This window comes from Erwinia sp. BNK-24-b (genome assembly GCF_047456155.1).
Classification (GTDB): domain Bacteria; phylum Pseudomonadota; class Gammaproteobacteria; order Enterobacterales; family Enterobacteriaceae; genus Erwinia; species Erwinia phyllosphaerae.
The window spans coordinates 2,149,245-2,172,487 of sequence record NZ_CP179901.1; the positions used below are offsets into that span (position 1 = coordinate 2,149,245).

At 55.3% G+C, this 23,243-nt stretch carries 20 protein-coding genes; 12 read left to right on the forward strand and 8 right to left on the reverse strand.

The annotated features are described in order from the left end of the window. Window positions 1-218: 218 nt before the first annotated feature. A complete protein-coding gene (locus ACMGGR_RS09620) occupies window positions 219-1,748 on the forward strand; it encodes a carboxylesterase/lipase family protein (protein ID WP_414148754.1) in 1,530 nt (509 codons plus the stop codon). Window positions 1,749-1,953: 205 nt separating this feature from the next. Then, on the forward strand, window positions 1,954-3,609 hold the full coding sequence (locus ACMGGR_RS09625) for a methyl-accepting chemotaxis protein (protein WP_414148755.1): 1,656 nt from the start codon (window positions 1,954-1,956) through the stop codon (window positions 3,607-3,609). Between the two features lie 128 nt (window positions 3,610-3,737). On the opposite strand, the gene pepT is transcribed toward ACMGGR_RS09625, so the two are convergent. Both pepT and ACMGGR_RS09635 read right to left on the reverse strand, forming a co-directional pair. Next, a complete protein-coding gene (gene pepT / locus ACMGGR_RS09630; protein ID WP_414148756.1) occupies window positions 3,738-4,970 on the reverse strand; it encodes a peptidase T in 1,233 nt (410 codons plus the stop codon). 33 nt (window positions 4,971-5,003) lie between these two features. Further along, window positions 5,004-5,183, reverse strand: coding sequence for a DUF2158 domain-containing protein (locus ACMGGR_RS09635; RefSeq protein WP_414148757.1), 180 nt, complete (start codon window positions 5,181-5,183; stop codon window positions 5,004-5,006). A 122-nt stretch (window positions 5,184-5,305) separates the two neighbouring features. On the opposite strand from ACMGGR_RS09635, the gene ACMGGR_RS09640 reads away from it, so the two are divergent. Both ACMGGR_RS09640 and ACMGGR_RS09645 read left to right on the forward strand, forming a co-directional pair. Beyond that, entirely contained in the window at window positions 5,306-5,734 is a 429-nt protein-coding gene (locus ACMGGR_RS09640) for an OsmC family protein (RefSeq protein ID WP_414148758.1), read from the forward strand. 136 nt (window positions 5,735-5,870) lie between these two features. After that, window positions 5,871-7,463, forward strand: a complete 1,593-nt coding sequence (locus ACMGGR_RS09645) for an ABC transporter substrate-binding protein (protein WP_246759515.1) — start codon at window positions 5,871-5,873, stop codon at window positions 7,461-7,463. A 27-nt stretch (window positions 7,464-7,490) separates the two neighbouring features. On the opposite strand, the gene ACMGGR_RS09650 is transcribed toward ACMGGR_RS09645, so the two are convergent. Continuing rightward, window positions 7,491-8,426 carry a LysR family transcriptional regulator gene (locus ACMGGR_RS09650; protein ID WP_414148759.1) on the reverse strand — a complete coding sequence of 312 codons (936 nt, stop codon included), beginning with the start codon at window positions 8,424-8,426 and terminating at the stop codon, window positions 7,491-7,493. Between the two features lie 153 nt (window positions 8,427-8,579). On the opposite strand from ACMGGR_RS09650, the gene ACMGGR_RS09655 reads away from it, so the two are divergent. Next, window positions 8,580-10,010, forward strand: a complete 1,431-nt coding sequence (locus ACMGGR_RS09655) for a M20 family metallopeptidase (RefSeq protein WP_414148760.1) — start codon at window positions 8,580-8,582, stop codon at window positions 10,008-10,010. After that, window positions 10,007-11,284, forward strand: a complete 1,278-nt coding sequence (locus ACMGGR_RS09660; RefSeq protein WP_246759511.1) for an MFS transporter — start codon at window positions 10,007-10,009, stop codon at window positions 11,282-11,284. The genes ACMGGR_RS09655 and ACMGGR_RS09660 overlap by 4 nt, the downstream gene beginning before the upstream one ends. Before the next feature lie 106 nt (window positions 11,285-11,390). On the opposite strand, the gene aldA is transcribed toward ACMGGR_RS09660, so the two are convergent. Beyond that, window positions 11,391-12,830 carry an aldehyde dehydrogenase gene (gene aldA, locus ACMGGR_RS09665; protein ID WP_414148761.1) on the reverse strand — a complete coding sequence of 480 codons (1,440 nt, stop codon included), beginning with the start codon at window positions 12,828-12,830 and terminating at the stop codon, window positions 11,391-11,393. A 351-nt stretch (window positions 12,831-13,181) separates the two neighbouring features. On the opposite strand from aldA, the gene rhaT reads away from it, so the two are divergent. Beyond that, window positions 13,182-14,216: an L-rhamnose/proton symporter RhaT gene (gene rhaT / locus ACMGGR_RS09670; protein ID WP_414148762.1), complete on the forward strand. Its 1,035-nt coding sequence runs from the start codon at window positions 13,182-13,184 to the stop codon at window positions 14,214-14,216. A 29-nt stretch (window positions 14,217-14,245) separates the two neighbouring features. On the opposite strand, the gene rhaR is transcribed toward rhaT, so the two are convergent. Further along, window positions 14,246-15,100 (reverse strand): HTH-type transcriptional activator RhaR, encoded by an 855-nt coding sequence (rhaR, locus tag ACMGGR_RS09675; RefSeq protein ID WP_414148763.1) that lies wholly within the window; start codon window positions 15,098-15,100, stop codon window positions 14,246-14,248. Between the two features lie 8 nt (window positions 15,101-15,108). Beyond that, window positions 15,109-15,936 (reverse strand): HTH-type transcriptional activator RhaS, encoded by an 828-nt coding sequence (rhaS, locus tag ACMGGR_RS09680; RefSeq protein WP_414148764.1) that lies wholly within the window; start codon window positions 15,934-15,936, stop codon window positions 15,109-15,111. A gap of 297 nt (window positions 15,937-16,233) precedes the next feature. Between rhaS and rhaB the strand changes: the two genes are divergently transcribed. From rhaB to rhaM, 4 genes are read left to right on the forward strand one after another with little or no spacing between them, the layout of a single operon-like run. Continuing rightward, window positions 16,234-17,703 carry a rhamnulokinase gene (gene rhaB / locus ACMGGR_RS09685; protein ID WP_414148765.1) on the forward strand — a complete coding sequence of 490 codons (1,470 nt, stop codon included), beginning with the start codon at window positions 16,234-16,236 and terminating at the stop codon, window positions 17,701-17,703. Continuing rightward, the gene (locus ACMGGR_RS09690; RefSeq protein ID WP_414148766.1) at window positions 17,700-18,956 is read left to right on the forward strand and encodes an L-rhamnose isomerase; all 1,257 of its coding nucleotides are present in this window, start codon (window positions 17,700-17,702) and stop codon (window positions 18,954-18,956) included. The genes rhaB and ACMGGR_RS09690 overlap by 4 nt, the downstream gene beginning before the upstream one ends. A 9-nt stretch (window positions 18,957-18,965) precedes the next feature. Next, a complete protein-coding gene (rhaD, locus tag ACMGGR_RS09695) occupies window positions 18,966-19,808 on the forward strand; it encodes a rhamnulose-1-phosphate aldolase (RefSeq protein ID WP_246759504.1) in 843 nt (280 codons plus the stop codon). Continuing rightward, the gene (gene rhaM, locus ACMGGR_RS09700; RefSeq protein WP_414148941.1) at window positions 19,798-20,112 is read left to right on the forward strand and encodes an L-rhamnose mutarotase; all 315 of its coding nucleotides are present in this window, start codon (window positions 19,798-19,800) and stop codon (window positions 20,110-20,112) included. The genes rhaD and rhaM overlap by 11 nt, the downstream gene beginning before the upstream one ends. Window positions 20,113-20,145: 33 nt before the next feature. Here rhaM and ACMGGR_RS09705 read toward each other — a convergent pair whose 3' ends face one another. Continuing rightward, on the reverse strand, window positions 20,146-21,327 hold the full coding sequence (locus ACMGGR_RS09705; protein WP_246759503.1) for a sugar transporter: 1,182 nt from the start codon (window positions 21,325-21,327) through the stop codon (window positions 20,146-20,148). Between the two features lie 286 nt (window positions 21,328-21,613). After that, the gene (locus tag ACMGGR_RS09710) at window positions 21,614-22,171 is read right to left on the reverse strand and encodes a flavin reductase family protein (RefSeq protein WP_246759502.1); all 558 of its coding nucleotides are present in this window, start codon (window positions 22,169-22,171) and stop codon (window positions 21,614-21,616) included. 146 nt (window positions 22,172-22,317) lie between these two features. On the opposite strand from ACMGGR_RS09710, the gene ACMGGR_RS09715 reads away from it, so the two are divergent. Next, complete coding sequence (locus tag ACMGGR_RS09715) at window positions 22,318-23,190, forward strand: NAD(P)-dependent oxidoreductase (protein ID WP_414148767.1); 873 nt, start codon at window positions 22,318-22,320, stop codon at window positions 23,188-23,190. The last annotated feature ends 53 nt before the right edge of the window (window positions 23,191-23,243 follow it).

The window sequence follows — 23,243 nt, forward strand, 5'->3', positions numbered from 1 at the left end:
CACTTCTTAATTTCCCCACGCCTGCTGGCTTTTCGACAAGGGCCAGCAGGCGCAGCGCTTTATCCCACGCCGCTTTTCCCGGCCAGTAACCAGGCGGGTCTTATTTTCTCTCCTCTCAATCGTTAAGAAATCGTAAGCATTTTCTGTAAATTAAGCGCGCCAGTGGACAGAAATTGCGCCAGTGCAAATAATGAGGGCAGACTCTTCAGGACGCAGCGATGAAAAACGAACGTGTGGTGAGGATCAGGACAGCAGAAGGAACGGTACGCGGAAGTGTAGAAAAGGACGTGTTTGTTTTCAGGGGAATACCCTATGCCGCACCACCCACGGGCACCAGGCGCTGGCAGCCGCCAAAACCGGTGCCGCCGTGGCAGGATGAAAGGGATGCAACAGCCTGGGGCGCGGCCATCTGGCAAAACCGGCAATACTGCATGGCCGTCGGCGGCGGCGACCCCGGCGCGTTCAGCGAAGACTGCCTCTATCTGAATATCTGGACGCCGGAAACGGCACCCGCAAGACCGCTGCCGGTTATGGTCTGGATTCACGGAGGTGGCTTTACCATCGGCGCAGGCGGCCTTGCGCCCTATATTGGTCAGCCGCTGGCCGCGCAAGGCGTGATCGTGGTCACGCTTAACTATCGTTTAGGCCACCTGGGCTTTTTTGCCCATCCGGCGCTGGATAAAGAGTATCCGCCTGGCGAAGTGGTCAATAACTTTGCGCTACTCGATCAGATAGCCGCGCTGCAGTGGATACAGCGCAATATTGCCGCTTTTGGCGGCGATCGCCATAACGTGACTATCTTTGGCGAATCCTCCGGCGCGCGCAGCGTACTGTCGCTGTTTGCCTCGCCGCTTTCCGTTGGCCTGTTTCACAAGGGCATTGCGCAGAGTCCTTATGCGTTGCCTGATATTCCGCGGGAAAAGGCGCTGGAGAACGGCATAAAAATCGCTCGTCATTTTAATCTTGCTGACGCCACGGCAGAACAGCTGCGCGCTTTGCCGGCGGATGCCTTTTGGCCGCTGGATACTTCGCTGGCCAACGGCCCGGTAGCCATTGCGGGTGACAGAGTGCTGCCGCTGCCGGTGCTTACCGTTTTTAACAGCGTCAGGCAGCATAAGCTGCCGCTGATGATTGGCAGTAACAGTGATGAAGCCAGCGTGCTTAACTACTTTGGCGTCGAACCGGCGGCGATTATCAAACAGCTGCGTAACACGCAGCGAATCGGCATCCGCATGAAGATGATCCGTCTGCTGTATGATGGCATCTATGACGATGCAAAGCTGGGAAGGCAGGTCGCTCGCGACATGACCTTCACCGCGATGGGCTATATCGCCGCGCTGTCACAGTATCGCAATGGCGTACCGGCCTGGCGCTACTACTTTGATTACGTTTCGGAAAACTCCCGCGATCTTTATCCCGATGGTACCTGGCACGGCAATGAAATTCCCTACACGCTAAACACGCTGGATGAGCTGAGCGAGCAGATGGGCAAGCGTCCTTTCACCGCTACCGATCGCGAATTCGCGCAAAAGGTCAGCGGCTACTGGGTGAACTTTGCCCGTTACGCCAGCGTTTTCTCACAACAGCTGGAAGGCGAGATTAACTGGCCCGCATGGCAACCGCGCGCGGATAACGTGATGCGCTTTGGTGAAACGGGCCCCGTCCTTAAGCTTGAAAAAAACTTTATGCGCAGGCGAATGCAGCTTTTCCGCCTGTTAATGAAGGGAATGGTGCGGTTAAGAAAATAAGTTTTTAACAAAATAGTTTCATTTAGCGACCGGCGTTTAATAAAAAAGCGTTACAGAGCAAAAGGTTAAGGTGGTGTTATTTTTGTAACATCCTGAATTAATAAGAAAATAACTATTCATGTTCCCGCCAGCGATGCCGATAACTCAGTCAGACGTCCACCTCTCAGGACGAGCCAACTGATTCTCACATCGTTACGGAGTAGTTATGAATGTGCTAAAAAACTTTACCATTCGCAGCGTTATGCTGTGGAGTCTCGGCCTTTTTTGTCTGTTGTGGACGGCAGTCGGTATCTATAGCGTTTGCGCACTGAACTCGGTGGGTAAAGGCAATGAGGTCGATCGTCAGCTGGTTAACCAGATGACGACGCTCAGTAAAGGTAACGATCAATATTTTCGTTTTATTACCCGCCTGACCCGCGCCGTTGAGTCACGTCAGGCAAACAGCCCGACGGCCGCAGCCGATATGGCTTCCGTGCAAAAAGCGCTGGATAACATGACGAAATTGCTGGCGGATTTTAAAGCTGAAGCGCCGGGCCCGATGGAAGCCAGTTATGCCAACGCGGTAATTGAAAGCTGGCAGAAGCTGCTGGATGAAGGCGTTCTGCCGCAGATGCGCCTGGCGCAGCAGCCGGTACTGGACGATTTTCGTCGCCATGCCGCTAACGTTACGCCGCCGCTTAGCCGTGCCTTTGGTGCCAGCGTCGATAAATTTAACGCGGCGGCAGGCGACAAGCTTGATGCCACGCGCGTCACCGTCGATCATCTGACCAATATGACCAAGGTAATTATCGTTATTGCGGTCATTGCGGGCCTGCTGATTTTGCTGTTTACCGACCGTTATCTGGTGAAAATGCTGGTTCGTCCGCTCGACGGCATGCGTGAGCATTTCCGCCGTATTGCCGAAGGCGATCTCAGCCACCCGCTGGAGGACATTGGTCGTAACTGCGTCGGTAGACTGGTTCCGCTGTTACGGGCCATGCAGGACAGCCTGCGTGAAGCCGTTAGCGCTATTCGTAGCGGCACCGATAATATCTATCGTGGCGCGGCGGAAATTTCTTCCGGCAACAACGATCTCTCTTCCCGTACCGAGCAGCAGGCTGCGGCGCTGGAACAAACGGCGGCCAGTATGGAACAGCTGACGGCCACGGTGAAATTTAACGCCGACAACGCCCGTCAGGCCAGCGACCTGGCGCAAAGCGCCTCTTCAACGGCCAGCAAAGGCGGCAAGCTGGTCAATGACGTGGTGAATACCATGCAGGGTATTTCCGGTAGTTCACAGAAAATTGCGGAGATCACCAGCGTCATTAACAGCATCGCCTTCCAGACCAACATTCTGGCACTCAACGCTGCAGTAGAAGCGGCGCGTGCTGGCGAGCAGGGCCGTGGTTTTGCCGTGGTGGCCAGCGAAGTCCGTAATCTGGCGCAGCGCAGCGCAGGCGCAGCCAAAGAGATCGAAACGCTGATTGCGGATTCCGTTACGCGCGTTAACCAGGGCTCTAAGCTGGTGAATGAGGCGGGCAGCACGATGGACGATATGCTGAAGGCCGTGGCTGAAGTGGTCGAAATCATGAAGCAGATTGCGTCCGCTTCTGAAGAGCAGAGCAAAGGCATCTCGCAAATTGGTACGGCGATTACGGAAATGGATAGCGTGACGCAGCAGAACGCCTCGCTGGTGGAAGAAGTTTCCACCGCCGCCAGCGCGCTTGAACGCCAGACCGAAGAGCTGACGCTGTCCGTCTCTAAATTCCGCCTGTCACCATCAAGCGCCAGTCCGTCGCCGGCACCTTACAAAGCTGCCCCTGCGGCCAGACCGGTAGCGGCAAAAGCCACGGCCTCTGCCGATGACTGGGTTTCTTTTTAAGCGGGAAAATTGATCTGAAGCGCCGCTACCCGGCGCTTCATATTGCTGCTGTTCACCCGCCTGAACGCGATCTGATGTTTAAATGTCAGTTTGCTAAAGACCTCAAGCGCCGCTACCCGGCGCTTTTTTTATGCCTGAGACGCGGCCAGCAGGCACAGTTCCCGGGCAACCTGATAAGACTTTATAAAAGAGGAAACTGGCAAAAACTCAAAGCGTGAATGGAAATTATGCGCGCCGGTAAAGAAATTGGGCGTCAGTAATCCTTTGGCCGACAGCGCTGCGCCATCGGTGCCGCCACGCATTGGCGTAATTTTGGGAACGATATCCAGCTTTTCCAGCGCGCTCAGCAGCAGATCGATTGCCCGCCGATCTTCGCCAATAGCGTTGCTGATATTACTGTAGATATCGCTAAGGGTGACCTCGACCTTGCCGGTTGGATACTGACTGGTAATCAGCGAAGCGACTTCAGCAATCTGCTGTTTTCGGCGGCCAAAACTGGCCAGGTCAAAGTCGCGGACGGACGCTTTCAGGCGGGCTTCGCTGGCGTTGCCCGTCATCTCATTAAACCAGGTATAGCCCTCTCGTCCGGCGGTATGTTCTGGCGTCTGCTGGCGATCGAAGTGGCTGATAAAATCCCAGGCCATCAGTAGCGGATTGACCAGCACGCCTTTTCCCGACATGGGATGGGCAGGCACGCCTTTAAAAACGATCTCCGCCGCCGCCGCGTTAAAATTCTCGAAAACGACTTCGCCCAGCTCGCAGCAGTCAATGGTATAAGCAAAGTCCACGTTAAACCGTTTCTCGAGATCCAGCGCTTTGGCGCCGCGCAGGCCGATTTCCTCATCGGGTACAAAAGCCACCACGATATCGCCATGATCGCCTTTAAGATTTTCCAGCAGCGTCATCACCACGGTAACCGCGGCTTTATTATCCGCGCCTAAGACGCTGGTGCCGTCGCTGAAAAGGATCTCTTCGTTCTGATAAGGAACAATTTCAGGGTGGTCAGCCACCCGCAGCCAGATATCCTGCTGCGGATTAAGGCAAAGATCCTGCCCTTCAAAGCGCAGCAGCTGCGGATGAATATGGGGAGAAAGCCCAACGTCAACCGTATCGATATGGGTAATAAAGCCGATGCGCGGTGCGCCGGCGCGGGTGCCGGGCAGGGTGGCCGTGACGGTGGCGCAGTCGTCAATCACCACATCCTGAAGCTGCATGGCGCGCAGTTCGGCTGCCAGCAGAGCCGCCATTTCGTGCTGGCCTGGCGTGCTGGGCAGGCTGGTTGCGGCCGCATCGCTCTGGCTGGTGACGGCAAGATAGCGAAAAAAACGGTGGGTAAGCTGGCTGGCCAGTTGCTGATCCATTTTTGCTCCTTTTTACGTGGGTGCTTTTTAAGATCAGCAGACGCCGAAATCACCATCTTCGTGATAAAGATTGACCGAGCTGGCAGGGACTTCAATCTCTTTTTGCTCTACGTCATCTACCCTGGCGCAATACAGCGTTTCGCCTTTAACCTGTAACACAACCATTTTGGGCCCGCCGGTTTTACTTTGCACAACGTCGTCAGTTTTAAACATAGGTTTCTCCTCTTTGCCTTTTTATTAATGGTCAGTAACTAAGCATTTGCAAGCCGGTCGCCAGCAAACCGCTGAAAAGCCACTATACTCAAGGCACACCACAAGTAAACGGGAGGATATTAATGACTATTCATAAGAAAGGTCAGGCACACTGGGAAGGCGATATTAAAAAGGGTAAAGGTACCATCAGCACCGAAAGCGGCGCGCTGAAAGAGCAGCCTTACGGTTTTAATACCCGCTTTGAAGGCAAGCCTGGCACCAACCCGGAAGAACTGATTGGCGCGGCGCACGCTGCCTGTTTCTCGATGGCGCTGTCGTTAATGTTAGGTAACGCAGGTTACGTACCGGAAAGCATTGATACCACCGCAGATGTCTCGCTTGATAAAGCGGGCGACGGTTTTAAAATCACTAAAATTGCGCTGCAAAGCCAGATTAAACTACCGGGCGCGGACAGCGCTAAGTTTGATGAAATTATTAATCAGGCCAAGGCCGGTTGTCCGGTGTCCCAGCTGATGAACGCGGAAATTACGCTGGACTATAAGCTAAACTGATTTCTTGCCATTCTACCCTGCCGTCTGGCAGGGTATTATCTTTGCCAATCCACTCATCCTGATTAAATATAAAAGCAAGCGACCACGTTCTGCGGAAAAAGGTGGGCTGCTCCTCTTTTAAACTCAGGAGAAGGCAATGAAGCAAAGGGCATTGAAAGGAATGATTGCGGCTTTGATAGCCACAGCGAGCATGAGTGCAGCAGCAAAAACGCTGGTGTATTGTTCGGAAGGTTCGCCAGAAAATTTTAATCCTCAGCTTTATACGTCGGGTACCAGCGTTGATGCCAGCGCGGTAACGATCTATAACCGCCTGGTCGACTTCAGGAACGGCACCACAGAACTTATCCCGAGCCTGGCCGAAAGCTGGGATATTAGCGCCGACGGCACGGTTTATACTTTTCACTTACGCAAGGGCGTAAAGTTCCAGAGTAATAAAGATTTCCACCCTACGCGTAATTTCAATGCCGATGACGTCATTTTCTCTTTTATGCGCCAGAAAGATCCGCACAATCCCTACCATAATATCTCCAACGGCACCTACGCTAATTTCGACAGCCTCCAGTTTGGTTCGCTGATCAAGAATATTGAAAAGCTGGATGATAATACGGTGCGTTTTACGCTGGCCCACGCCGAAGCGCCGTTCCTTGCCGATCTGGCCTGGTATTTCGCCTCTATTCTCTCGGCGGAATATGCCGATAATATGCTTAAAGCGGGAACGCCGGAAAAAGTCGACAGAGAGCCTGTCGGCACGGGGCCGTTTGCGCTGGTGCAGTATCAGAAAGACGCGCGCATTCTTTACCGGGCTTTTCCGGATTACTGGCAAGGCAAAGCGAAGCTGGACAGGCTGGTTTTTGCTATCACGCCGGATGCCTCGGTGCGCTTTGCCAAACTGGAAAAAAACGAATGTCAGGTTATGCCTTTTCCTAATCCTGCCGATCTGCCGCGGATGAAAGCCAACCCCAACCTGGTGGTGATGCAGAAAGCGGGGCTGAATACCGGTTTTCTGGCTTTTAATACGCAAAAAGCGCCGCTGGATAACGTGATTGTACGGCGGGCGTTGACGATGGCTATCAACAAGCCAGCCATCATGCAGGCTATTTTTCAGGAAACGGGCACCGTTGCTAAAAACCTGCTGCCGCCAGATGTCTGGAGCGCCGACGGTGAACTCAAGGATTACGGGTACGATCCCGATAAGGCCAAAGCTCTGCTGCAGCAGGCCGGTATTGCCAAAGGCACCACCATCGATCTCTGGGCGATGCCGGTGCAAAGACCTTACAACCCGAACGCGCGCCGGATGGCGGAAATGATTCAGGCCGACTGGCAAAAGGTGGGTATCAACGCGCGCATTGTTACCTATGAATGGGGTGAATATCTTAAGCGGGTAAAAGAGGGCGATCATCAGGCAGCGCTGATGGGCTGGACGACCGCAACGGGCGATCCGGACAATTTCTTCGGCCCGCTGTTTAGCTGTACCGCGGCTGAAGGCGGCTCGAATTCTTCAAAGTGGTGTTACAAGCCCTTTGACCAGCTGATTAGCCAGGCGCGGGCCGAGCAGGATCATCATCGGCGAGTCGAGCTTTATCGCCAGGCGCAGCAGATAATGCATGACCAGGCGCCAGCGGTGATGATTGCGCACTCGACAATTTTTGAGCCGGTACGCAAAGAGGTCATCGGCTATCAAATCGATCCTTTCGGTAAACATGATTTTTATCAGGTCGATCTGAAATAGGCTTATCGAAAGACTAACCGGCAGCCCTTATGAAAGTGAAGGCTGCTGGTTTTCCGGATCTTCCGCCGTTACCGCTTTCTCCAACTGCTCACAAACAAACTGAAGAAAAAGATTCAGCGCCGCCGAGCGCTGGCGGCCTGCGACCGTTTGCACCTGTAGCGTACGCTGCGTCAGCCGATCGACGCCTGCCGAACGCAGCGCCAGGCCAGAATCATCATGGTGATACAGCACGCTAAACCGGCTGCACAGCGTAACGGCTAACGGGTTTTGCTGTAAAAAAGCGTACAGCGTGCTGAAGTTATTGCAGGTCAGCACCGGCTCAATAAAGATACCGTTCATCTGGCAGGAGAGATCGAAAAGCTGTCGAACCGTGGTGCCGCTATCGGGTAGCGCCATCGGGTAGGCGGAGAGATCTTTCAGCTGCGCGGGCCTTTGCGCCAGAGGATGATCTCTACGCATCACCAGCAGAACGGGCGCGGGCCACGACCCCATCACTTCAACCCCCTGTTCGGGATGCAGGCTAAACTGCAAAGCGACGTCACATTCTCCCTGATGCAAAGTTTCCGCTACTTCCTGAGTGCTTCCTACAATCACTTTAAAGCTGACCGCAGGATAAAGCTGGCGAAACTGCGAGCAAAGCGTAGGCAGCAGGCTAAAAGCCATGCCGTCGGTACAGGCCACCCGCAGCGCCGTGCGCCGTATCGCTTTTAAGCCCTTAATTTCCGCCCGCGCCTGTTCCATACCCAGCAGGCTACGCCGCACGTGGCTTTCAAAAATCTTCCCGGCTTCATTAAGCGTCATGCCGCGCGCGTGGCGCTCAAACAAAGGCGCGCCTATCTCCGCTTCGAGCCGCTGAATCTGGCGGCTGATGGCGGAAACGGCCACAAACAGCTGCTGACTGGCGGCGCTAAGCGAACCGGTACTGGCAACGGCCAGAAAATAACGAACTTCAGGACTCAGCATTGATCTGCCCTTATCTGGTGCATGCCGCTTAATTGTGCAACGGTGCTTTGCTTTAAAAGCAAAGAGGCTTTGATATTTTTATAATTGTGGCAAAGGAGGATTTTAGCTTAGATGGTTGCCATAACAACATAAATGGCAAACACAGGGGATCTTATGTCTATCAACGAAGTATTAACGCGGGCGGATGCCTGGTTTGACAGCGGCGAGTTCAAACAAATTCTGGCACGTCGCATCGCTATTCGTTCCGAAAGCCAGCGTGACGACCGCGAAAGCGAGATCCAGCGCTACCTGCACGAGGAGATTGCTCCGGCCATGCAGGCACTGGGTTTTGCACTGACAGAGATTGCCAACCCCCAGGCTCCGCTGCGGCCGTTTTTGCTGGCGACGCGTATTGAAAATAGCGCGTTGCCGACGTTGCTGTGTTATGGCCATGGCGATGTAGTGTTTGGTGATGATGAAAACTGGCGCGCAGGCCTGGATCCCTGGCAGCTCAGGGAGGAGGGCGATCGCTGGTATGGTCGCGGCAGCGCCGATAATAAAGGGCAGCACGCCGTGAACATCGCCGCACTGGAGCAAATTTTTGCGGCGCGAGGCGGCTCGCTGGGGTTCAACTGCAAGTTTCTGTTTGAGATGGGCGAAGAGATTGGCTCACCGGGCCTGGCACAAATTTGCCGTGAAAATCCGCAGCTGCTGGGCGCGGATATTTTTATCGCCTCAGACGGCCCGAGGCTAAGTGCAGAGCAGCCTACGCTGTTTTTAGGATCGCGCGGTGCGGTAAACGTCCGGTTAAGCATTGAGGCGCGGGATCGCGATTATCACTCCGGCAACTGGGGCGGGCTGCTTTCCAACCCCGGCACGCAGCTGGCTAATGCCGTTGCCAGCCTGGTCAACCAGCACGGTCAGCTTCAGGTCAGCGCGCTCAAACCTCCGGCGCTGACTGAAGAGGTGCGCACCATCCTCGGCGAAATTGTTTTACCGCCGGACGCCACAGGGCCGCAAATTGATGCGGAGTGGGGCGAAGCGGGCCTGACGCCGGTTGAACGCCTGTATGGCTGGAACACGCTGGAGGTTCTCTCTTTTTTAACCGGCAATCCGGCGCGCCCGATGAATGCGATACCGGGCAGCGCGACGGCCGTTTGCCAGCTGCGTTTTGTGCCGGGAACCGACTGGGAAAATATTGCCGACCATCTGACGGCACACCTTGGCGAACGCGGTTTTCATCAGGTGAAGGTCGAGATGCTGCGCGGCACGCCTGCAACCAGACTCGATCCCGGTAATCCGCTGGTAGGCTGGGCGCTGGAAGCCATGCAGCAGGCCAGCGAAAAAAAACCGGCGCTATTACCCAACCTGGGCGGTTCACTGCCTAACGACGTCTTTGCACATATTTTAAATCTGCCGACGCTTTGGGTGCCGCATTCTTACCCGGCCTGCGGTCAGCATGCGGCCGACGAGCATCTGTTGATATCAATCGCGCGCGAGGGCCTGCAAATCATGACGCGCCTGCTGTGGGAGCTGGGCGAAAAGGGCAGCGAGCTGCTTGCCAGCCATCGTCACTATCAGCAGCAAAAAGGGGCCAGGCCATGAGCGCCGTTATCGAACGCCAGGCCACCGCCACCGTGCCCAGCCTTTACAAAACGCTGTTTGCTACCTGTATCGGCAACGCGCTGGAGTGGTTTGATATCGCGGTTTACGGTTTTTTCGCCAGCTATATCGCCCACGCTTTTTTCCCGGTTGCCGATCCTTCCGTCTCGCTATTGCTAACCTTTGGCAGTTTCGGCGTTTCGTTTTTGATTCGGCCGCTGGGCGCGATTGTGTTAGGTGCTTATGCCGACCGCGTGGGCCGTAAAAAAGCGTTGCTAATGTCGATTTCGCTGATGATGCTGGGCGGTGCCATTATCGTATTTATGCCCGCTTACAGCACTATCGGCCTGGCCGCGCCGGTAATGATCCTGTTAGCGCGCCTGATTCAGGGCTTTTCTGCCGGTGGCGAGTTTGGCAGCTCCACGGCTTTTCTGGTAGAGCATTTCCCACAGCGCCGCGCCTTTATCGCCAGCTGGCAGTTTGCCACGCAGGGGGCCAGTACGCTGATGGCGTCGGCTTTTGGCTTGGGCTTAACGCACTATTTAACCGAAGCGCAAACCGAGGCGTGGGGCTGGCGCATCCCTTTTGCTTTTGGTCTGCTGATCGGGCCGGTCGGGCTTTACATCCGTCGGCACGTCCATGAGCCAGCCAGCTTCGTTGCCAGAGAAAAGGTGCATTCGCCGTTAAAGCATCTGGTCGCCAGGCAAAAAAGTTTGATGCTGTTGGCGATTGGCCTGATGATTATTTCTACCGGCATCAATTATATGCTGAACTATGTGCCCACTTACGCCACCAAAACGCTGCATTTACCCGGCTCGGCCGCCTTCAGCGCCACGCTACTGGCGGGGATCATCTTAACGCTTGTCACGCCCGTAATGGGGCTGTGGTCGGAAAAGGTCGGCCGAAAACCGCTGATGTGGGGATCGTTAATCCTGTTGCTGTTAACCATTTACCCGGCTTTTGCGCTGGTGGTTAATCATCCTACGCCGGGAAGGCTGCTGATACTGGTAGGCTGGATGGCGCTATTAAAATCAATTTACTTTTCAACCGTGCCGTCGATGATGGCGGATCTGTTTCCCATCACCACGCGAGCCAGCGGAATGGCTATTAGTTACAACATTGCTGTAACGGTGTTTGGCGGTTTTGCACCGTTGATCTGTACATTGCTTATCAGCGCCACCGGCAGCAGCCTGGCACCGGGCTATTACCTGATGATGCTGGCATTGATTAGCGGAGTCGCGCTGTTGAAAAGTCAGCGGCGCTTACAGGAGCCATAAGTAGGGCGCATCGTTTGAAAAACGTGTAGCCGCCTGTCCCACACTATTTCAGCATGGAACAGGCGGCTCTTAATTCGTCAGCCGTAACGCCACCCGGGACGCTGGCTTAGTGAGCCTGCAAATAAACGACGTGCGTTTGCAGATATTCTTCCAGCCCGTGGCGGCCATCGGCACCGCCGATCCCAGATTTGCGCCAGCCCGCATGAAAACCCTGCATGGCTTCAAAATTTTCCCGGTTAACGTAAGTTTCGCCAAACCTGAGTTTTTTCAGCGCCTGCATAGCGGTGTTTAAATTCTCGGTAAACAGGGAAGAGGTCAGACCGTATTCGCTGTCGTTTGCCAGAGCGATAGCTTCGTCCAGCGTGCGGAAAGCGATAACCGGCAGGACTGGCCCAAAGGTTTCCTGCTGGACGATAGCCATTTCCTGGTGAACGTTGGTCAATAAGGTGGGTTCGAAAAAGAAGCCACGGCTGTCTTTACGCTTGCCGCCGGTCACTACGGTCGCGCCTTGCTGCACGGCCAGGGCAACCTTATCCTCCAGTCGTTTCAGCGCGTCAGCAGAAATCAGCGGCCCCATATCGACCGTCTCGTGCAGGGCCGGATCGCCGCTGGTGACGGCCAGAAAAGCGGCGGTAAGGCGCTGGACCACTTCATCGTAAACGCCTTCCTGCACGTAAAGGCGCTCGGTGCAGTTACAGACCTGACCGGTATTGATCATGCGTGAAGCCACAATGGCCTTTACCGCCAGATCCAGATCGGCGTCGTTCATCACAATAGCGGGCGCCTTGCCGCCCAGCTCCAGCGACACTTTAGTGACGTTTTTCGCGGCCGTCTCCAGCGTGGCAATCCCGGCACCGACGCTGCCCGTCAGGCTGACCATGCCGACTTCCGGACTGGCGGCCAGTGCCTGGCCTACTTCTGGGCCAAAGCCGGTAACCAGATTAAAGACGCCGGCCGGTAGGCCAATCTGGTGAGCGATATCGGCAAAAATCATGGCGTTAGCGGGCGTTAATTCGCTTGGCTTAATGACGATAGTGTTGCCGGTCAGCAGCGCCGGGGCGGCTTTGCGCGCAATCAGGAAGAAAGGAAAGTTCCACGGCAAAATGCCTGCCGTTACGCCGATAGCCTTTTTGAACACCATAATGGTTTCGTCGGCGCGATCGCTCTGGAGAATTTCACCCTCATAGCGACGCGCCCATTCAGCCATGTAGTCCAGATAATCTGCGGTAAACAGCACTTCTGTCTTGGCCAGCGGCTGCGTTTTTCCTCCTTCCGCCACAATTATTGCCGTAATTTCTGCCGCGCGGCTACGTATGCCTGCGGCAAGCTGACGTAGCCAGCTGCCTCGCTGCACGGCCGGCAATGCCTCCCAGCCCGGCTGAGCGATTTTAGCGGCGGCAATAGCGCGTTCGGCATCTTCTTTACTGCCTTGCGGGATCTGGTAAAGCGTCTCCTCCGTGGCGGGATTAATCACGTCGATCCAGCGACCGCTCTGGTTTTCAATAAATTGACCGTCTACATAGCAAAGGTACTGGCGCAGGGACATAGTCGCTTCTCCGGAGGTTATTTTGATTTTAAGTTAACAGGATGTTGCGTGTATGCTGCTGCAACGGCACGGCAACTGCCTTTCTGTGAAGGTCAGCGGGCGGTGAAAAGTGGCAAAAAAACCAGCATCGGGACAATGAAGCAACCCGGAAAGGTCGGGCGAGGCAGCGCTAAGGTGCTTTATTACGGCTGGTTTTAAGGTGAACGCGAGAAGAAAAGATATCTGTGATCGCAAACAGGATAAGACGCTGAATTTTGCCATTTTAAGACCGGGCAGGGCAGCCAGGCTAAGGTGGGGTTGAAAGCTTCCTTCGTAGACTCAAGCCTTAACCCCTATGAAGGAAAACAATAAATGAGCCAACTCATCTTTTCAGGCATTCTCTGGCATCTGGTCGGCGCGGCCAGTGCAGCCTGCTTTTATGCTCCCTTTAAAAAAGTACGTCACTGGTCATGGGAAACGATGTGGTCCGTCGGCGGCGTAATGTCGTGGATTATCCTGCCGTGGGCGGTCAGCGCCGCGCTCTTGCCAAACTTCTGGGCTTTCTACAGCTCCTTTTCCCTTGCCCAGCTGCTGCCGGTTTTCCTGTTCGGCGCGATGTGGGGGATCGGTAACATTAACTACGGTCTGACTATGCGCTATCTGGGGATGTCGATGGGCATTGGCATCGCGATTGGCATCACGCTGGTGGTCGGTACGCTGATGACGCCGCTGCTGCAGGGCCGTTTTGTCGAGCTGTTTAGCTCAACCGGCGGCAGGCTAACGCTGCTGGGCGTGCTGGTGGCGCTGGTGGGCGTGACTATTGTGTCCCGCGCGGGCCTGCTGAAAGAGCGCGCAATGGGGATTACGGCCGAAGAGTTCAACCTGAAAAAAGGTTTGCTGCTGGCCGTTTTCTGCGGCGTTTTTTCTGCCGGGATGTCTTTTGCGATGAACGCCGCTAAACCTATGCAGGATGCGGCGCTGGCGCTGGGCGTCAACCCGCTCTATTCGGCGCTGCCGAGCTATGTTGTCATCATGGGCGGCGGCGCACTGGTTAACCTCGGCTTCTGCTTTATCCGTCTGGCAACCAAATCAACGCTTTCTGCCAGGGCGGATTTTTCCGTGGGCAAATCATTGCTTATCAGCAACGTCCTGCTTTCGCTGCTTGGCGGCACCATGTGGTATCTGCAATTCTTCTTCTACGCATGGGGTCACGCGCGTATCCCGGCGCAGTATGACTTTATCAGCTGGATGCTGCACATGAGTTTTTATGTCCTGTGTGGCGGACTGGTGGGGTTACTGCTGAAAGAGTGGAAAAATGCAGGAAAGCGTCCCGTCAGCGTGCTGTGCGGCGGCTGCTTTGTGATTATTCTTGCTGCCAATATCGTTGGCCTGGGCATGATGTTCTGATGCATAAAGCCACGGAATGTGGCTCTGCCTTATAGCGTCATCGTTTTCCGCTGCCTGTGCTGTTCAAACTGCTGGCGGAAAGCGCTGGGCGTCAGCCCGGTTTCACGGGTAAACACCACCGAAAAATAGTTGCTGTCATCAAAACCGCATAGCGCAGCGACGTCGCCAATCAGGGAAGGCGTGCTGCGCAGCAGAAATTTGGCCCTGCACATGCGAAGCTGCCGTATATACTGGCCGGGCATCATGCCGGTTTGCTGGCGAAACAGCTGCTTGAGCGCGCGTTCAGACAGCTGATGCTGACGACAAAACTCCGCTAAATCAAAATGGCTGGCCAGCTGCCCCTGAATGGCCGACATCAGTAAGTCCAGCTGTTCGCCTTCCGGCAGCTGCCACGCTTCGTTAGCCGCATAGCGATGGCGCTGCAAAATCATCAGCAGTTGTAAAAATAGCGCTTCCGACAGCTGGCGCGAGAGCCTGTCGCTTTTCGTGCTTTCCTGCGTCAGCTGTTGAATTACGCTGCGCGCCAGCGCCATTCCTCGCGTGGTTACACGCCACGCGGCGCTTTCCTGCGGCAAAAACTGTGACCAGTCCACGCCAAGCCGGAAGCGTTCGGGGCAGTAGATGATATTGTCCAGCACCAGGTTATTGACCGATTCGTAGCTGTGGCAATCTTCCGGCCTGATATAAAACAGATCGCCGCAGGTAATGAGCCAGGGACGATCGTTCATAATGTGCAGGCCGTTACCGCGCCAGACAATCACCAGTTCGCTGAACTCGTGGATATGCGATGGAAAAGTTTGCTGCGGTGCGCGGTCGGCGACGGCGACCGGCAGCAGTTCAGACGGAAAATAGTCGGTCTTTGCCAGACAAAGCGGCTTGCTCACGTTGCACCTCACAGATCATTTTGCCTGATGGTACGCGGAGATAAGCCAAATTCACGCTTAAAGAGGGTGGAAAAGTGATTGCTGTCACCAAAACCGCAGTGGTAAGCGATGTCGGTGATGCGCATCTCGCTGTGGCGTAACAGATGTCGCGCCTGCAGCAGGCGTAAGCGGTTCAGATAGCGCTGCGGCGTGCTGCCCGTTTGCTGCTTCAGCTGGCGATGCAGGGTACGCAGCGACAGCGAAAACTTATCCGCCAGCGCCTCCCAGTCAATTTCCTCGCTATAGTGTTCTGCCAGCCAGTCCAGCAGGCCGCGCATGCGGCCATCCTGATCGTCGCCCGGCTGTTCGCTGCATCCGCGACGAAGCAGCACCAGCAGCTGCATAAAACGAAGTTCCTGCTCTGCCCGCGCTTCCACAGGCGAAGGCTCAGCAGAAAGCTCCAGTCCTTTAATCAACGTTTTAGCCTGCTCCATCACCCGGGTGCCGATGCGCCAGTGAGAAGGGTAGTTACCATTTTTTTCTTGCGGCAGCAGCGACTGAAAATTGGTGATAAAGCGGAAAGCTTCCGGCCCGCGGTACAGCACGTTAGTCAGGATTAGCTGTTCCGTTTTTTCATACATGTGGCGGTCGTGATTACGCACGAAGCAGACGCAACCGCCGCACAGCGTGCGGGGTTCGCCATTAAAAATATGGATACCGGCACCCTGTTCGACCAGCACGATTTCATGGAAATCTTCGTGGTGGTGTTCAGGAAAAGCGCTCTGCGGCAGCCGCGGTTCTATCGCGACGGGCAGGCCGCCGACGGGGAAAAAGTCCACGCTGTGTAATATGGTCATTATCCACTCTCCTGCTAACTTTCCGGGCAGTCTACCGCCGCCTTCTCTGCGCCTGCCTTAATTTTTCGACATTAAAACGCACCGATGCCGCTTATTTTTCAAGAATATGCGTGGATTAGACGGGAATTGCGCCATGCGTCACATCCCCGTCCGACAGCAGCAAACGGGGATTTGTGAGCTGCTTCACGTTCACCTTTGCGGGATTGCCAGCAGGCTCCGGGCGCTGGCACTGGCAGGAAGGCGCCGAAAACAGCGGCTTTTAGACTGGAAGCCTGAAACTGACAGGAAGCCAAAGCCATGAGCATGAACTGTGTTGCCATTGATCTGGGCGCATCCAGCGGACGCGTGATGCTGGCCCATTTTGATGCCGAAAGCGGCAAACTGAGGCTGGATGAGGTCGCGCGCTGCGTAAACCATCTGGTGGTGAAGGAAGAGCGGCAGTGCTGGGATGTCGACGCGCTGGAAAGCTTTATCCTGGACTCGTTAAACAAGCTTCAGCTTAAGGGGATCGCCGCCGACAGCATCGGAATTGATACCTGGGGTGTGGATTATGTTCTGCTGGATAGTCAGGGCCAGCGCATCGGGCTGCCGGTTGCCTATCGCGATGATCGTACCTGGGGTTTGATGCAAAAAGCCGCCTCAGAACTGGGCCGTGAGGCTATTTACCAACGCACCGCTATCCAGTTTTTACCCTTTAATACGCTTTATCAGCTCCGCGCGCTGTGCGACGGACAGCCCGAATGGCTGAAGGATGTCCGTCACGCTTTGCTGATCCCGGACTACTTCCACTATCGCCTTACCGGCAAGCTTAACTGGGAATACACCAACGCCACCACCACGCAACTGCTGAATATCAACAGCAGCAACTGGGACGAATCGCTGCTGCGGTGGACAGGGGCCGATCCTGCCTGGTTTGGTAAACCTTCCGCGCCGGGCCGCAAAGTGGGCGACTGGCAAAGCGCATCCGGCACTGCCATACCCGTTATTGCTGTTGCGACGCACGACACGGCCAGCGCCGTATTGGCCGCGCCGGTTATGCAAGCGGATGTCGCATGGCTGAGCTCTGGTACCTGGTCGCTAATGGGATTTGAGAGCCCGCACCCCTTTAACGATGCAGCGGCGCTGGCCGCCAATATCACCAATGAGGGCGGCGCGGAAGGGCGCTACCGCGTTCTGAAAAACATTATGGGCCTGTGGTTGCTGCAGCGGATCTGCGGCGAGCTGGATATCACCGATCTGGCCGCGCTGGTAAAAGACGCCGGGGCTGAGCCAGCCTGTCGTTCGCTGATCAATCCCAACGACGAACGCTTTATCAACCCGGTCAATATGGTACGCGAAATTCAGGATGCCTGCGCCGCACAAGGCATGCCGACGCCAGCGACGGCCAGCGCGCTTGCACGCTGCATTTTCGACAGCCTGGCGCTCTACTATCGCTTTGTGCTGGAAGAGCTAACGGAAGTCCGCGGCAGGCCGTTCAGCCAGCTGCATATCGTTGGCGGCGGCTGTCAGAATCCGCTGCTGAACCAGCTTTGCGCCAACGCCTGCGGCATTCCGGTTATCGCCGGTCCGGTCGAAGCCTCCACGCTTGGCAATATTGGCAGCCAGCTGATTGCCCACGGCTGCGTGCGGGACGTGCCGCATTTCCGCCAGCTAGTCGCCCAAAACTTTCCTTTAACAACTTTTACTCCCCACTTCAGTGACGCATACAGCCGCAGCTGGCCACTTTTTCAGTCACTGACCCACACCGCTAAGGAGCTATGCGTATGACCCGAACAATAGAGCAAGCGTTTGAACTGGCAAGGATGCGTTTTGCGGAAATCGGCGTGAATGTCGATGCCGCAATGGCCCGGCTGGACAAACTGCCTGTTTCCATGCACTGCTGGCAGGGAGACGATGTTCGCGGTTTCGAAAACCCGCAGGGTGCGTTGACCGGCGGCATTCAGGCGACGGGAAATTATCCGGGACGAGCCAGAAACGCCACGGAGCTGCGTGCCGATCTTGAACAGGCTTTGTCGCTGATCCCCGGCCCCAAAAGGCTAAATCTTCACGCTATTTATCTGGAAAGCGATACGCTGGTAGGGCGTAACGAAATCGAACCCCGGCACTTTGCTAACTGGGTAGAATGGGCGAAAACCAACGGGCTGGGACTGGATTTCAATCCTTCCTGTTTTTCGCATCCGCTAAGCGAGAACGGTTTTACGCTTGCCTGCGCCAACGACGAAATTCGCCAGTTCTGGATCGATCACTGCAAGGCCAGCCGCAAGGTTTCCGCCTGGTTCGGCGAACAGCTGGGCACGCCTTCCGTGATGAATATCTGGATCCCGGACGGCATGAAAGATCTGCCTATCGACCGCTTCGCGCCTCGCCTGCGCCTGCTGAACTCGCTGGATGAAATCATCAGCGAAAAACTCAGTCCCGCACACCATATCGATGCGGTAGAAAGCAAACTGTTCGGCATCGGCGCGGAAAGCTATACCGCAGGCTCCAATGAATTCTACTTTGGCTATGCCGCCAGCCGCCAGACGGCGCTTTGCCTGGATGCCGGTCATTTTCATCCAACCGAAACCATCTCCGACAAAATCTCCACCGCCATGCTTTATGTACCAAGGCTGCTGCTGCACGTTACGCGCCCGGTACGCTGGGACAGCGATCACGTTGTGCTGCTGGATGATGAAACGCAGGCCATCGCCCATGAGATCGTGCGCCAGCAGCTATTCGATAAAGTGCATATCGGTCTCGACTTCTTTGATGCTTCAATCAACCGTATTGCCGCCTGGGTTATCGGCACGCGCAACGCCAAAAAAGCGCTGCTGCGCGCGCTGCTGGAGCCGGTAGAACAACTGAAAACGCTGGAGCAGGAAGGCGACTTTACCGCCCGCCTGGCTCTGCTGGAAGAACATAAGTCGCTGCCGTGGCAGGCGGTTTGGGAAGCGTATTGCCTGCGCCACGATGTCCCCGCAGATGCCAGCTGGCTTGAAGATGTACGCCATTACGAAAAACAGACTCTCAGCAAACGCTAAGGATGCAATATGCAACATATTCTGACTTCATGGTTCGTCCAGGGAATGGTCAAAGCCACCGCTGACATGTGGCTGAAAGGATGGGACGAGCGCAACGGCGGCAACGTCAGTTATCGCCTGCTGGAGGAAGAAGTCCAACCGTTTGCGCAGGACTTTTACCCTGAGCCGCGAACGGTTGAGCTGACTCAGCCCGCCCCTGAACTGGCTAACTGCTGGTTTCTGGTGACGGGTTCCGGCAAGTTCTTCCGCAATGTGCAGCTGGATCCGGCGGACAGCCTGGCGCTGCTGCGCGTCAGCAATGACGGCAGCGCCTACAGCATCTACTGGGGCCTGGCCAACGGCGGTTTGCCTACTTCCGAGCTGGCTTCGCATTTCCAGTCCCACAGCGTAAGAATGAAGGTCACTAACGGTGCCGATCGCGTCATCATGCACTGCCATGCGACTAACTTTATGTCATTGAGCTACGTGGTCGAGCTGGATCCTGCGCTGTTTACGCGTCTGCTGTGGGAAGGCAGCACGGAATGTCTGGTCGTGTTCCCGGACGGTGTTGGGATTGTGCCGTGGATGGTGCCCGGCACGGATGAAATCGGTGAGGCAACGGCGCAACAAATGGCCTCGCACAGCCTGGTGATGTGGCCTTTCCACGGTATTTTTGGGGCCGGGCCGACGCTGGATGAAACCTTCGGCCTGATCGATACCGCCGAGAAATCTTCGGAAGTGGTGGTTAAAGTGCTGTCGATGGGCGGCATGCGTCAGAGCATCACTACCGCAGAGCTGGTGGCGTTGGGCAAACGTTTTAACGTTAAGCCGTGGCAGGCGGCGCTGGATGCAGGCCACCCCTATGTTGCGTAAAGCTTTTGTTATGCAGGTGCATCCCGATAAGCATCAGGAATACCAGCAGCGGCACAATCCCATCTGGCCCGAACTGGCGCAGACGCTGAAAGAGCACGGCGCACACCACTACAGCATTTTTCTGGATGCGTCGCGCAATCTGCTGTTTGCCACGGTAGAAATTGAGTCAGAAGCGCGCTGGAATGCCATCGCCAGTACCGAGGTCTGCCAGCGCTGGTGGCGATCGATGTGCGAACTGATGCCCGCAAACCCGGACTCAAGTCCGGTTAGCGAGGAGCTAAAAGAAGTTTTTTATCTGCAATAAAGAATAAGGCTCATCATGCGATGAGCCTTATTCTTAGTTAATACGTAGCTGCGGATAGCGCTTCATGCTCCATGCGCACCACGCCAGCGCCAGCAAACCGATAGCGCCGCCCGCATAGCCGATATACTCCATGCCGAGAAAGAGACTGACCTGATTGCCCAACAGCGCGCCTGCGCCAATACCCAGGTTATAAATCCCCGACATCAGCGACATGGCCACATCGGTGGCATCCGGGGCCAGCGTCAGTACCCGTACCTGCACCGCCAGGCCAATAATCATCATCGCCATCCCCCAAATCACGCAGAGCGTTGAAATGGCCAGGCTGTTTGTCGCGGCCACAAACAGCGCCAGCATGCAGGCCGAAACCAGCGTAATAGCGCCGAGCAGGAACAGGGCGGGAAACTTATTGCCTAGCGAGCTAAACAACAGGCTGCCAATAATGCCCGCCGCGCCAAAAATCAGCAGCAAAAAGGTGGTGAAATTGCCGCCCATGGTCGCCACTACCTGCAGGAAGGGCTCGATATAACTGTAGGCGGTATAGTGTGCGGTCACGATAGTCACGATCAGCAGATACAGCGAAACCAGAGCAGGGCGTCTGAACAGCATCGGCACGCTTTTCAGCGAGCCGGTATGCTCGCTGGGCAGTTTTGGCAGCAGTCTGGCCAGCGTTAACATCGTTATCAGCGCCACTGCGCCAATCACGCCAAAAGTGATGCGCCAGCCAAGATATTGCCCAATCAGGCGGCCAATCGGCAAGCCCAGCACCATGGCCAGCGCGGTGCCGGTCGCCAGCATACTCAGCGCCTGGGTCTTCTTGCCCGCTGGCGCGACGCGAATCGCAAGGGAAGCGGTGATTGACCAGAAAATTGCGTGCGACAGCGCGATACCGATGCGAGAAACCACCAGAATATTAAAGCTCCACGCAAAGGATGAAAGCACGTGACTGGCGATAAACAGCAGAAAGATAGCGATTAACAGAAAGCGCCGCTCCACCTGGCGCGTCAGCAGCATCATCGGCAGAGACATCAATGCCACAACCCAGGCATAAATTGTCAGCATCAGCCCGACCTGTGCCGTGCGCATAGAGAAGCTGGCGGCAATATCAGAAAGCAGGCCCACCGGCGCGAATTCGGTAGTGTTAAAAATAAACGCGGCGATGGCCAGCATCACGACGCGTAGCCATGCGGTCTTACGTGAAACGGTAGTTGATTGCATCAGAATTAAGGACTTGTTGTTAGAGAGACTCTTCGCCAGGCGAAACCAGGAATACGTATTGTGTTTTATTTATCCGGCAGATGACATCAAAAAGCGGCGTTTATTGCTAAATCAGAACAATCAGCGCGACCAGCTCGACTTTCCTCTCTGGGTTGTTGATTTAAGAGCAAAACATCTGTCGGCTGCTGAGTATAACGCTATTTATCGGATGCGCCAGATTTGTTGATTCGCCCCTCTGCTTTGTGACGCTGTCACTTATTATCCCCGGCAAACGCAGCGGCGGTCATTAAAGCATGTCAGGCCGAAATTGCGAGCGGCGGCTCAGGTGTTTGCCGGAGAGCATAAACTCGCCGTCGCCGCAGTAGTGCACCGTTTCCGGATGCCGGGGCGAAGGCGCGACGTGCGCTTTGACCACTTCAAAAACAAAGAAATTAAGCTTATTTACCAGCGAGTCGTCGTAAATCCGGCACTCAAAGCAGGCATGGCAGGCCGTCAGCAGCGGGGCGGCTACCTTGATAGCGGGTTCTGTCGCCAGAGAAAATTGCTCAAATTTATCCGTTTCTTCGCCGCTACAGTTGCCGATAGCGACTACCGTATCCAGCAAATCTGAGGTCGGCAGATTAATCACGCACTCGCGGCTTTTTTTGATCAGCGCATGGCTATGGTTTCCCGCCGAAATCATACAGCCAATCAGCGAGGGCGAAAATTCCAGAACGGTATGCCAGCCCAGCGTCATGACATCCTTTTCTGCACCGTATGCGGACGACACCAGCACCACCGGGCCAGGCTCAAGAAAATGACGAACGTTGTGTACGGGAAAGTCGGCTTTTCTGGCTTGATTCATCGCTTACTCCTGCAAATATTCATACCTTTTTACGTAATCTTTAGTGTAATCGCTGCGCGAAAATACACATTTGTCCTCACATTGCGCTACCCTGGAAGTTGACGGCGGCACGGGTCGCCATTCTGTTTAATCAAAAGGATACCAATATGAATCAACGTCCCTCTGTAGCGGTATTGGGATTGGGCGCGATGGGCCATGCTTTCGCCGCCAACCTGCTGAAAAACGGTTTTGACACCTGGGGATGGAACCGTACCAAAGCGCGAGGTGAGGATTTGCAAAGCGCCGGACTGCAACTGGCCGATACGCCAGAGGAGGCCGTCAAACAGGCTGACGTGGTGATCAGTATGCTGGCCAATGCAGAAATCACTCAGGAGGTATTGCAGAAGGCTCAGGCAGAACTGAAACAGGGCGCGGTGGTTGTGCAGATGGGCACCATTGGCGTGGAAGCCACGGAAAAGCTGATAGCGGATTTTGCCGAACAGCGTCCGGATATTGTGTTCCTTGACGCGCCCGTGTCCGGCACCAAAGCGCCAGCGGAAAATGCGCAGATTTTAATCCTGGCCAGCGGCGATCGTGAGCGGGCGGAAAAGGTTGAAGCTGTGTTCGCTGCGATTTCGAAAGGGGCCAAATGGTTAGGTAAAGCCGGTGCGGCTTCGCGCATGAAGCTGGTGGTGAACGCCTGGCTAATCTCAATGGTGCAGGGCCTGGCGGAAAGTACGCAAATGGCGGAAGAGTTTGGCTTCACCCCCGATCAGTTCTGGGATGTGCTGGACGGCGGCCCGCTGGCCGTACCTTATGCGAAATCGAAGCTGGGTATGATCAAAGAAGATGAATACGAGCCGCAAATGCACCTGACATGGGCAGTGAAGGATGCCAGGCTGGCGCTTGCCGCCGCCGAAAAAAGCCATCTTCCCGGTCTGCAGCAGATCGCTGGCCTGTGGCAGGAAGCCGTTGATGCGGGATATGGTGAGAAGGATTTGTCAGTGATTTATCGTTACCTGAGCGATAAAAAGCAGTAAAAACAGCATAAAAACCGGAAAACAGAGAGGAATAATCCCTCTGTTTTTCAGGG